General features: G+C 36.6%; 9 protein-coding genes. 1 reads left to right on the forward strand and 8 read right to left on the reverse strand.

What is annotated here, in order from left to right; genetic code table 11:
- Nucleotides 1-417 precede the first annotated feature (417 nt).
- The 4 genes from A8L44_RS15650 to A8L44_RS15665 all read right to left on the reverse strand — a co-directional run bounded on the left by A8L44_RS15650 (nt 418) and on the right by A8L44_RS15665 (nt 3,957).
- Entirely contained in the window at nt 418-1,071 is a 654-nt protein-coding gene (locus A8L44_RS15650) for a TetR/AcrR family transcriptional regulator (RefSeq protein ID WP_066108434.1), read from the reverse strand.
- Nucleotides 1,072-1,111: 40 nt separating this feature from the next.
- Complete coding sequence (locus A8L44_RS15655) at nt 1,112-2,176, reverse strand: ABC transporter permease (protein WP_066108436.1); 1,065 nt, start codon at nt 2,174-2,176, stop codon at nt 1,112-1,114.
- Nucleotides 2,173-2,904 (reverse strand): ABC transporter ATP-binding protein, encoded by a 732-nt coding sequence (locus A8L44_RS15660; RefSeq protein WP_066108437.1) that lies wholly within the window; start codon nt 2,902-2,904, stop codon nt 2,173-2,175. Before A8L44_RS15660 ends, A8L44_RS15655 begins: the two co-directional genes overlap by 4 nt.
- A gap of 213 nt (nt 2,905-3,117) precedes the next feature.
- On the reverse strand, nt 3,118-3,957 hold the full coding sequence (locus tag A8L44_RS15665; RefSeq protein ID WP_066108443.1) for a tyrosine-type recombinase/integrase: 840 nt from the start codon (nt 3,955-3,957) through the stop codon (nt 3,118-3,120).
- Nucleotides 3,958-4,837: 880 nt separating this feature from the next.
- Here A8L44_RS15665 and A8L44_RS15670 point away from each other — a divergent pair.
- Complete coding sequence (locus A8L44_RS15670) at nt 4,838-5,524, forward strand: hypothetical protein (protein WP_066108446.1); 687 nt, start codon at nt 4,838-4,840, stop codon at nt 5,522-5,524.
- A 74-nt stretch (nt 5,525-5,598) separates the two neighbouring features.
- Here the strand turns inward: A8L44_RS15670 and rlmD are convergent, their stop codons facing one another.
- The 4 genes from rlmD to gatB all read right to left on the reverse strand — a co-directional run bounded on the left by rlmD (nt 5,599) and on the right by gatB (nt 12,117).
- Complete coding sequence (gene rlmD, locus A8L44_RS15675) at nt 5,599-6,975, reverse strand: 23S rRNA (uracil(1939)-C(5))-methyltransferase RlmD (RefSeq protein ID WP_066108449.1); 1,377 nt, start codon at nt 6,973-6,975, stop codon at nt 5,599-5,601.
- Nucleotides 6,976-7,215: 240 nt separating this feature from the next.
- Nucleotides 7,216-8,196, reverse strand: coding sequence for a diacylglycerol kinase (locus A8L44_RS15680; RefSeq protein ID WP_066108453.1), 981 nt, complete (start codon nt 8,194-8,196; stop codon nt 7,216-7,218).
- A gap of 97 nt (nt 8,197-8,293) precedes the next feature.
- A complete protein-coding gene (locus tag A8L44_RS15685; RefSeq protein ID WP_066108460.1) occupies nt 8,294-10,456 on the reverse strand; it encodes a GDYXXLXY domain-containing protein in 2,163 nt (720 codons plus the stop codon).
- A gap of 230 nt (nt 10,457-10,686) precedes the next feature.
- On the reverse strand, nt 10,687-12,117 hold the full coding sequence (gene gatB / locus A8L44_RS15690; RefSeq protein WP_066108463.1) for an Asp-tRNA(Asn)/Glu-tRNA(Gln) amidotransferase subunit GatB: 1,431 nt from the start codon (nt 12,115-12,117) through the stop codon (nt 10,687-10,689).

The following is a 12,117-nucleotide window of genomic DNA, read 5'->3' on the forward strand; positions in this document are numbered from 1 at the left end:
TTTTCAACGTTGAAATTTAACATATCCTAATTAAAATATCTACCTGAGATGCTGACTAAACAGCATCTCAGGTAGATATTTTATAATTCCGTACTTACTTACGATACGGTCTTACCTGATGTAATGCTATACAAGTAAATATTTACTTGACAATATGGACCGATTGTTGAACATAAGTTTAATATCGATCTTCAACTAACCTGCCCCGTTTGTTCAATAAGAAATTCAACACAAAAAGGCATTAATCCTTCTTCTTGGATCAACGCCCCTGTTAGTTTAAGTACAAACATTCACAATGTTTATTATGTGAATTGGCATAATTCCATCATTTTTCTGTATAAAAAGGAAAGGCAGCTAAAATATAGCTGCCTTTAAATGAAAAGAGAGGTTATCCATAATCTTCAAAGAAAAATCCCTCTATTGAGGAGATTGTCCAAGACCATTCAGAATAAAAAATATGGCTTCCTCAATTTCATTTTCGCTAACCGAATGTTTATTTAACAATGCAAAATTAGAAATAAATAATCCACCTATTACAGTGCCTAGCATTTTTAAAATTATTTCATTCGGTATATCTCTAATTTCGCCCCGTTGTTTAAACGCTTCAATCACTTTTATTAAGTGATTGGATCCAACTTCTAAAACAAAGGGAAGGAATTCGTTTCTAAGTTCCTCTTTATAAAATATTTCCTTAATGAACACCTGAAATATTTCTCTATTTTCCGCAAGAAAAGCACTACGATTTGTTAAAAGAACTCTTAAGAATTCCTCAAAAGAACGCTTATCATTCATTAATTCCCTAATGAGTTCATCTGCCATCGTAGGAAAAAAATCTTTTAGAAAAGGAACCATTATAGATAACAATAAATTTTCCTTTGTTCCATAATGTTTGAAAATTGTTCCTTCTGCTACGCCTGCTTTTTTAGCTATTTCAGATGTTGATGTATTTGAATATCCTTTTTCCGCAAAAGAGGTGATAGCAACCTCAATAATTTTCTTTTGCTTAACCGTTTGTTTATTGGATTTTTCAAGTATTTTAGCCATTTCATCCAGTAGATTATTATTAACCATTTAAATCACCATCTTTGCGTAAAGCTGTATCGCTTCCGTATTATAGCTTACGATACTTTTTCAAAGCAAACAAATTTAAAACGATAAATACTGCTGCAAAAGCCAATAGAATATATAGATTACTACTAATTTCAGATAAACTTAAGCCCTCGTACATTACTCCTTTTAATGCATCTGCTGCATAATACAACGGCATAAAGTTTGCGAATACTTGTAGCCAATCCGCCATTCCCTCAATGGAGAAAATACCTGAGAAGAATATTTGTGGCACAATAATAATTGGTATGAACTGAATCATCTGAAACTCGGAACTTGCGAAAGAAGATAATAATATTCCAAGTGACAAGGCTACAAGGGCGATGATGACATTGATTAACATAACAGTCCAAATGGAACCAACTAAAACCATATCTAATACATTTATCGCAAACAAAACGATTATAACTGTCTGTATCAATGCCAGTAAACCATAGCCAACAAGGTATCCTGCGACAATCTCTCCTCTTTTAATAGGGGTTGCTAATAGTCGTTCCAACGTGCCAGTTGTTCTTTCGTTTAATAAGCCTATGCCAGAGATTAAGAAGACGAAGAAGAAGACAAAGAACCCGACTAAAATAGGACTAAAGGTATCAAAAAGCTCTGTTTCACTGCTGCCATAAACATAATTTGTGTTCAAGGAATCTTGTGAGAGCAATTCACTCTGTATTGCGTTAGTCCCCATCAATTTTAATTGCTTTGCTTGAGTATCAATTTGCTTTACTTTCATTTCTAAGCTTTTTGCTATTGTCGGATCATCATTCAGTAAAGTTAAGGTTGTTTGATCGCCTTCCACTTGTAAAAAACCATCTAAATCTTTATCAAGTATCATATCCTTAACATTAGAAACTTTGTTATATTCTTTTACTACAATATCTGCGTCTTCTAATTTTTCGATGATTTGCTGATTCCCATTAGCAACTCCTAAAACAGGATCAACGGTATTTCCATTAAAGACTAGGTTCATTAGTGTTAATACTAATAATGGAGCAACAAAGAGAAGAGCCAATGTACGCTTATCTCTAAGTATTTGCAATAAAATCCTCTTAATAAGTGCTACTGTTCTCATTGTACTTTCCTCCCAGCATCCAAAAATACCTCATCTAAACTATTGACATTATATTGTTCTTTCAATTGGCGAGGTGTGCCAGATGCTATGAATGAACCATCTCTAACCATTGCGATATAATCACATTTTTCGGCTTCATCCATTACGTGAGTCGTTACAATAATCGTTTTGCCTTCCTCGTTTTTCAATCTTAACAGCTCATTCCAAATACTTAATCTTAATTCAGGATCTATTCCCACAGTAGGTTCGTCTAATATCAAAACTTGGGGATCCTGAATTAAAGCGATTGCAAGAGATAATCGACGTTTCATACCACCTGAGTACGCTGACACTCTTTTATTAAGATCTGCGGTCAAGTTAACTAATTGTGCTGCATAGGCAATCCGTTTCTGTTTTTCAGTTTTGTTTAATTTAAAGAGCGATGCGAAAAACATAAGATTTTCTTTACCAGTAAGTGCTTCATATAAGGCATCTGATTGTGCCATATAGCCAATTTTTTGCAAGATGTTTAAATTAGGCATTTTTTCACCTAATAAATGGACGTAACCTTCATCAGGAAAATCCATTCCAACAATCAACTTTATCAAGGTTGTTTTTCCTGCTCCTGAAGGCCCTATAAAACCATAGATACTACCTTGTTTAATATCTAAGTTGATATCTTTTAATACCACTTTTTTGCCGAAACTTTTCGTTACTGCTTGTATTTGAATAGTATTAGTTTCATTCATTATGTAATCCTCCTTTCAAAAGTGAGCGTTTACTCACTTAGGTTGATTATAATTCCAAGTTAACTGGTTTTCAATAAAAAAGTGAGTAATTACTCACTTTTTTTAAAGGGTTTATATATTATATTTCTTATGCAACTAACCTGCCCTTTAGCTCTATAAGAGGTTCAACATAAAAAGGCATTAATCCTTCTTGGATCAATGCCCTTGATCGTATCAGAAAAACTTTTTATATAACTCCCTTCGCAATGCCCCACTTAAATAAGCGTAAATTTTAGTCGTTTCGCTCTTTTCGTGTCCCATCAAATTTTGAATGACTTCTAAAGGTGCCCCATTATTCAATAAAGTAGTGGCATAACTATGTCTCAACTGATGGGGGTGAATACTTTTATTGATGCCAGATCTTTTCGATATCTGTTTTATGATATATCTCATTTGAGCTATGCTCATACGATGAGGAGCACGTACGGTTACAAATAAAGCTTCTTGATCATCTGTTCTCTCATCCAGGTACCTCTTCAACCAGATATCACACCTAGTATTAAAGTAAACTTCTCTTTCTTTATTTCCCTTACCTAAGACAATTACGGACTGGTTAGAAAAATTAATAGATTGTCGATTCAAATTAACGGCTTCCCCAATTCGACAACCGGTTGAATACATAAACTCGAACAATGCATTTTCTAATGTTGTATCACAAGCTTCTCTTAAATGCTCAATTTCTACTTCAGTTAAAAACTTTGGTATGCGGACATCTAGTTTCGGTTCCTTAATTTTCGCGGCTGGATTACCATTCAGGACATTTACATCTTGAGCCCATCTAAACAACGACTTTATAAAACGTATCCTATGACTCAGGCTAGCAGCCTTTAATTGATCAGCAACATTCCCAAGATAAAGCTTTAATGAATCGGTGGTTATTTCATCAAGGGATCGATCACCGAGATTCCGGATTAACAAGTTTAATTGGACATTATAGGCTTTTAAAGTCTGAAATGAATATCCTTGGATCTGTTTATCAGCTTTATATAAATCCCACGCTTCAGATAGTATCATCCTATTACTCTCCTAATCTATTTTTATCAGTATAGACAAATAGAAAGGAAGTAATACTCCAATTTTATTAAATGATTTCTTATGAAACTTTTTTATAAAAGATAAGATTTATAAGGTTTTATTTAAAAACCACGAGGGCAATTCTATTACTTAACTCCACAGGTACTACAAATTTTTGTAGAAAAATTACTTGTAAATCTAGTGAGGAAATTAGGATTAAGTATCACTTCGTAATTCCTTTGTAAGAAACGAAAAAAGGCAGTGCCCCCTATTTAGAGGGCTTACTGCCTTATTTTAAAATAAGTTGCGAGACACACTCTACGTGTGTGGAATGTATGTGGCAACACAATGGGATGTTGGTGGGTTTATGTTCAACAGCTTCTCTCTGCAGACATTAATAGTTAAAAATTAAATTACAGAGATCTGCACTTATAGTTGAGTAAGGAAAGGTACAATAACAATCGTTACAGAAGAATTTAAATATAATTAACGAAATATATTAAATATAAAAATATTTTTGTCTATTTATTCACATAAGCTTGAAATTATATTATTCTAATATAGTAAAGGTGATTAGGTTTTTTCTTTTGTTGTTCTCAATACTTCCTACTATCACTTTAATAAAGTTACTAGCTCTTCTTTTGTTCAAACATATCCATTTAATCAGAATGGCCATTAGCAGGAACCTTACAAGTAATATATAGAAATCCCTACAGTTTGAATCTACTACTTAAGTAGATAGGAAATATTTCCTTTTTTATTCTAGCTTTCATTTCTTTTTTTCATTGTTATTTATTTTCTTCCCTTTAAGAATAAATATTTCACAACAAAATAACACCGCTCACTATAATTTAAAAACATCTATGAAAGGAAGAACATCGTGCCTAAAGTTAAATTATTTATTATTGGAGCAGCTTCTACAGCAATTCTTGTAGGATTATTTTTAGTGTTTTTCGGAGACTCTGAAGCAAAAGAAACGATTATAGCCCCACTAGGGAAAGACATCTATAAAATTACTGAATTAGAGGTTGGAGCTATACAAGATATCGTTAAAGAGACTTACATAGCAGGTAACCCAGTGACAACTACTATTAAACCTGTTGATAAACAAGGGAACTTTTTCTATAACGAGGTTATGGGAATGCAAAAGGTAGTTGAATTGAAATATAAGGCCATAGTTAGATGGGGGTATAAAGGTGAGTTTGATGAAAAAACAGTAGAATACAATGAGAAAGAGAAGATACTAACAATTAAAGAGCCTCAACTAACTGCATTTTACGCAAAAGAATTAGTTGAATCTGATGAAAATTTAGGCTGGGTACAATCCATACTCTCTCCGACTTCCTATGATGAAGCAAAAATATATGATGAACAAGCTAACACAGTTATCGAGCAGACAATTAGAGATAATATTCAAACAGGTAGAGAAAAAGTGCAAGGTCATTTAAAAGACGAAATAAACAAATTAATTGAAAATGAAACAATCAAAGTTCCTATCAGAGATATCAAGTTCGAAGAATCGGAAGAAGAGCTAGATTTAGTTAACAAAGAACTAGAAGATCTTTAAATCATTAACAAGAATCTGGATAAAAAACTGAATGAAAATAAGGATAATAAGGCAGTGCCCTGTGGGGCACTGCCTTATTTCAATACTAATTTTGCTACACACTCCACGTGCATCGTTTGCGGGAACATATCCACAGGCTGCACTTCCACCGTTTGATATCCATGCTCCTCCAAATACATTAAGTCACGTGCCAATGTTGCTGGGTTGCAGGAAACATAGACGACTTTTTTCGGCTTCATTTCTGCGATGGTGTTTAAGAGATTTTCGTCACAGCCTTTACGTGGTGGATCGACAACTAATACGTCTGCTGTGATTCCTTCTTCGTACCAGGCCGGGATGACGGTTTCAGCACTGCCTACCGAAAAGTCGACATTGGTGATGCCGTTTAGTTCTGCGTTCTTTTTGGCGTCTTCGATTGCTTCTGGGACGATTTCGACTCCATATACCTTTTTGGCTTTTTGTGCTAAAAATAAGGAAATTGTACCGATTCCGCAATAAGCATCAATAACCGTTTCGTTACCTGATAGATTCGCATACTCCAGCGTCTTATCATAGAGAACCTTCGTCTGAGTAGGATTCACTTGATAGAAGGAACGCGGAGAGATGGCAAATTTAACATCACCGATATAATCATAGATCACTTCTGCTCCCCATAATACTGTTGTTTTCGACCCAAGAATAACATTTGTCTTCAAGGAATTCACATTCTGAATAATGGATTTAACCCCAGGAACTGCATCAATAATCTCTTTGATGATTTCTCTCGCATGCGGGAGCTCAGGTGTTCTTGTTACAAGGACAACCATAATTTCACCAGTCACTTGTCCATGACGTACCATAATATGACGAAGCAATCCTTTATGATTCCGTTCATCATAGGCACGGACACGGTACTTTTCGCAAATATTCTTCACTGTGCGGATCGTATCGTCGTTTTCTGAAACCTGAATCAGACATTCATCCATATTAATAATTTCATGTGAACGTTTAGCATAAAAGCCGGCAACTAAGCCGCCTTCCATTTCTCCAACAGGTACTTGGGCTTTATTACGATAGTTCCATGGCTGTTCCATACCAAGTACTGGATGGACCGGTACATCAGGCAGTTTTCCGATTCTCGCCATAATTTCCCGAACCATTTTTTCCTTTGCTTTCAGCTGGCCTTCATAGGATAAATGCTGAAGCTGGCAGCCTCCGCACTGACGATAAATTGGACAGGGAGGCTCTACTCGATCAGGACTTTCTTCCAATAGCTCCATCAAGCGGCCAAAGGCATAGCCTTTATTAATTTTGGTCACTTTAATGCGGGCTTTTTCTCCCGGTAAACCAAACGGAACAAAAATAGGATACCCTTCCACTTTTGCAACTCCGGAGCCTTCATGAGTCAGATCTTCAAATACAACATCTATATAATCATTTTTTTGAATTGGCGCTTTTTTCTTTTCAGTCATTCTTTGCTAACCTCGATTTTTTATTGAGTACTCATGATTGTATCATAAAACAGGACAGACAGATAATCCATGGATTTTACCATAAAGTGAAACTTTGCTCAAACGGGTTTTCATTCATCTCCCATTGAGGAGTAATTGACTACTCGGGTTCTGCTGGCGCTTATCTTCCAATTTAACTTCTGCTTACGTTTAATATAGAGGTGTCTATGCTAGTTTGAACGGGATAAAAAAACCAACCTCTTAAAGAAGTTGGTTTAAATCTGGCTTCTCAAATACGGCATCGTCTGAAACAAGTATATGCCGATCTGTTATTTTCTGCTTTTCGTGTACGCTTTCCGGCACGAATACATCCAAATGACGATAGAGGTTAACAAATTCAGCAGGTGCCAAACCGCCAAACTCTCCATCTAAATTTAACTGCAGCTTTTCGGATGAATGTACTTTAATGCGGTTCGCCTTCACATATATCACAGACGGATCATGAATATGCTCTCCTCGTAAAGCCAACGCTGCGATCCGTACAAAATCTGGCAGGTTAATTTTCTTTAGAATTAAAAGCGTAAACATACCATCATTGAGGGAAGCATCTGGTGCTAAGCGTTCAAAACCAGCAACTGAGTTCGTGTTAGCAACAAGGAAAAGCATTGCATCACCTTCAAACAGTTTACCGTCATATTCTATTGACACCGGAGTCGCCTTAAGAGACGGAAGCAACATTTCCAACCCTTTCATATAATAGGCCAGCTGTCCCAGTCTGGTTTTCAGCTTGCTTGGCACTTCATATGAAAGCTCGGTTAAGCGGCCACCAGCTGCTATATTGATGAAATAACGATTATCCATTTTTCCAATATCAATTGGAATCGTAAGCCCTTCTGCAATAGTTTCAGCAGCTTCAAGTATCGATTTCGTTGATATACGTAAAGCGCGAGCAAAATCATTTGTGGTACCTACTGGGATAATTCCCAATTTAGGTCGGTATTCCTGTTCGGCCAATCCATTTACCACTTCATATATCGTTCCATCTCCACCCGCTGCAATAACCACGTCATAGCGCCTTTCCACAGCAATTTGTGCCGCTCTTGTCGCGTCGCCCGCTCCAGTAGTTGCATGACAGGAAGCTTCATATCCAGCCTTCTCTAAAATTTCCAAAACCTCAGGTAACTGTCTTTTAAATGCTTCTTTCCCGGAGGTAGGATTGTATATTATCCTTGCCTTTTTCATAATCAATCATCATCCTATATTACAAATTCGGAGTTAATATATCTGTCAAAAAAAATACCTCTACTATTATACATCCGTGATAAAACAATTGCTAATTTTACTTATCTTCGGGCAGATTTGATGATACACTGATCAAAATGGCATCCCCATTACTGCCGACTTTTATATTTGCATATTTAGCATTCTGTTCTACTTCTATCCCCGTGCCTTCTTCAATGAAAAAATTCTCAATGCCATAGGTAATCGTATTTCCATTTGCTTTTCCTGTAACAATCACTTGATGGTCATCTGTTCTTTCTTTTTTAGCTTCTTCTATAGTATCATATATCCCTTTCATTTGATAAATCCCTTTTGAATTCTTTTCCACAAGCACATATACACGATCATAACGTTCATCGGAATCTATCTGGCTAATATTATAGGATAATTGAACATAATCCCCCTGTATAATAGAACGCGGGTCAACCGGCTCTACTTTTAGGATAATATCTGTCCCATTCCGTAAGATCGTTTCCTTCTGAAAAATAATCACGATCAGGATGATTAGCTGAACGAATACAATTGGTACCCATTTACGCACACTCCTTAGGACAAATTCGAATCGCCCCGTGCTATTGTTTCTTTCTGTTTTCTTATCCAGATAAATTGCTATAAAGAAGAATATTGCTCCTACAATCGCAAAGGTAATCGACTTATGGAGCAGTGTCCAAAATAAATCATAGTATTTATAAGCGAGGTATCCGATCAGATAAAGAATAGCGGCATACTCTAACCAGTGATTTCTTTTATGTACAACACGGTATGTAAAATAAACCAGGAAGAAAAGATAACTGAAATTGTAAAGGTAGTAAAGCACACTGTTTTCCGAGAAAAATGTAAGAATGAGCCAAAGTGTCAGAATCGCAACCAGGTTCCATCCTTTTGTATATGGATTTTTTAGCCAAAAGTAAAGTCCAAAGGCTAATGCAATCAGTAGTATGACGACCAACTCACCTGATATTCCTGAGAATAATTCATAGAGCAGAAGTACCACTGCATAAATCGTCCCACCTAAACCCAATGGGTATATGATTCTCTCTCTTTCACGCCAGGTTGTATAGCCAATCAGGAGTAAATAGATGATTAGAACAACGCTTGAGTGATACCACAGAATCGAAGATGAAATAAGCCAGCCCGTCAACATCACTGTGTATCGAAGAATGGAATGCTCCCTGCCAATATGACTACCAATTGGAACGAGAATGACCATACTCACCATTAACCATGCGATATCCTCACCTAATCCAATCAAATAAAGCATACCGATTAAAGAGGAGGATAAAAGTAAAACTGCCAGGAAAACAAAGACTAGCTTAATAAGTGTTGGGAGAAAGTTATTTTCATCATTTGTTTTGGAAGCAGTGAATTTAGCCAGCCATTTAGAGCCCAAAATAATGAGGGTGATTGCAATAAGTAACCCAACAAAATATGCTAAGAATCCATTTATCCATGATGAAACCATGATAAACTGCGCTATGAGATTAATTGAAATTCCTAAAGAAACAATGACAATAACTACTTTATTCTGTCTGTTATTCATATAGTCATAGAAAATCCAGCCCGAAATGAGGGCAACTGCCAGATAGACAAAGATCCCGATATAAGAAAAAGCATGCTCCTCATTAAATAAATAGATAGATGTCCACCGGATAGTCAGTTCAATAGATAATAACTGAATCCAGGCGCTGGATAAATAAGAAATAAGCCTTGGTCCTCTTTTTGAGAAGCCATACAGACAAGCAATGTTTAACATAATGACTCCCAGAAGAATTAATGTGTGCTCTGTATCACTTCTATCAATCCAGCTATTTAAAGGAAAGAAATACGTGTATACCGTTATATTCAAAAGTATGTAGGATTGAACAAAAAATATCGGATATTGGGTAAACACAGCTAACAGAACAGAGGGAATCAGCCACACTAAAAATAATGTATAGCTATCAGCGTGTGAATTATATACCTGCCCCAAAAGTGCTACCACTACTCCAAATGCGATTGATCCTCCCCAGAATATCCAGGCTCCTACGTCCTGCTGATGCTGCTTCCATTTTGAAAAGCCATAGCTTACTCCGTAAAATAAAAGCATTAAAATTACGATTAATGCTATTTTCACATAGCGGTCCATTCCTCCCCAGTTGGCCGCAAAAAAATAAATGATCGCGCTCAACCCAAAGAGCAGCCCAATCAGGTAACTTGTTTTCGTCATCTTTTCATACTTCAATCCTTTCACCCCTTTTCTCTATCATGTATATTCTTTCTACTCATCAAAAAAACCTCCACCTTACCAAAGTTGTTAACACCTAAATAACTGACTAATCTGAAAATATGTATATATCTACCATATCAAACTTTCCGACAGAGAGGAACCTAAAAAAAGCCGACAAAGACTGTTGGCTTTCCAGTGATACTTAAAAAGCCTCCCATACATATAGGGAGGCTGTCAGTTACCATTTATCTTTTTTGAAGCTCTTCCATGATCAATTTATTGACCATTTGCGGATTGGCTTGCCCTTTTGTTGCTTTCATCATTTGTCCAACAAGGAATCCAACCGCTTTTTGCTTACCATTTTTAAAGTCCTCAATGGATTGAGGATTCTTATCCAATATTTCTGTGACGATTGTACGTAAGGCTCCCTCATCAGAAATCTGTACAAGGCCTTTTTCCTTTACAATCGTTTCAGGATTTCCACCATGCTCCACTAATTCTTTAAATACAGTTTTAGCAATTTTCGAAGAGATTGTACCATCCGTAATCAATTTGATTAAGCCAGCTAATCCTTCTGGAGTAAGAAACGTGTCATGCAGTTCTTTTTGAGACGTTTTTAAGTAAGCTGAAAGCTCACCCATAATCCAGTTGGAAGCCTGCTTAGGTTCAGCACCGGCAGCCGTTGTTGCTTCAAAGAAATCGGCTGTTTCCCTTGTAACAGTTAGCACACCCGCATCATATGCCGGCAGTCCGAAATCTTCTGTATAACGCTTGATCCTTGCATCCGGCAATTCAGGAATTTCCGCACGCACACGGCTTTTCCATTCATCATCGATATATAATTCAACTAAATCTGGTTCAGGGAAATAACGATAATCATCAGAGCCCTCTTTAACACGCATCAAAAGGGTAGCACCTGTCGCTTCATCAAACCTGCGAGTTTCCTGCTGGATTTCTCCGCCTTCATTCAGTACTTCCGCTTGTCTTTGTTGTTCAAACTCAAGTCCTTTACGAACAAAGTTGAAGGAGTTTAAGTTCTTCAATTCCGTCTTCGTACCAAACTCTTCCTGACCATATGGGCGTAAGGAAATATTCGCATCACAGCGTAAGCTTCCTTCTTCCATCTTACAATCAGACACACCTGTGTATTGAATTATCGTTTTTAGTTTATCAAGGTAAGCATACGCCTCCTCAGGTGTACGAATATCCGGCTCAGAAACAATCTCGATAAGCGGTGTTCCCTGTCTGTTATAATCACACAAAGAATAGCCATCAGCAGTGTGTGTCAATTTCCCGGCATCTTCTTCTAAATGAAGACGAGTAATTCCGATTTTTTTCTTCTCACCATTTACCTCAATTTCAATCCAACCATTTTCACCAATCGGTTTATCAAACTGTGAAATTTGATAAGCTTTCGGATTATCCGGATAGAAATAGTTTTTACGATCAAATTTTGTATCAGTCGCCACTTCACAGTTCAGTGCCATTGCTGCTTTCATAGCATATTCAACTGCTTTTTTATTCAACACCGGTAAAACACCTGGATATCCTAAGTCGATAACGGATGTATTCGTATTAGGCTCCGCTCCAAATTGGTTCGGAGAGGAGGAGAATATTTTTGATTCGGTTTTTAATTCAACATGGACCTCAAGCCCAATGACTGTTTCGTATTTCAA

It is taken from the genome of Bacillus sp. FJAT-27986, from assembly GCF_001685035.1.
In the GTDB taxonomy this organism is placed as follows: domain Bacteria; phylum Bacillota; class Bacilli; order Bacillales; family Pradoshiaceae; genus Pradoshia.

What these genes read in the sequence shown, in the direction of transcription:
- A8L44_RS15650 (WP_066108434.1), bottom strand. Translation starts at nt 1,071, where the DNA reads ATGGTTAATAATAATCTACTGGATGAAATGGCTAAAATACTTGAAAAA.
- A8L44_RS15655 (WP_066108436.1), bottom strand. Translation starts at nt 2,176, where the DNA reads ATGAGAACAGTAGCACTTATTAAGAGGATTTTATTGCAAATACTTAGA.
- A8L44_RS15660 (WP_066108437.1), bottom strand. Translation starts at nt 2,904, where the DNA reads ATGAATGAAACTAATACTATTCAAATACAAGCAGTAACGAAAAGTTTC.
- A8L44_RS15665 (WP_066108443.1), bottom strand. Translation starts at nt 3,957, where the DNA reads ATGATACTATCTGAAGCGTGGGATTTATATAAAGCTGATAAACAGATC.
- rlmD (WP_066108449.1), bottom strand. Translation starts at nt 6,975, where the DNA reads ATGACTGAAAAGAAAAAAGCGCCAATTCAAAAAAATGATTATATAGAT.
- A8L44_RS15680 (WP_066108453.1), bottom strand. Translation starts at nt 8,196, where the DNA reads ATGAAAAAGGCAAGGATAATATACAATCCTACCTCCGGGAAAGAAGCA.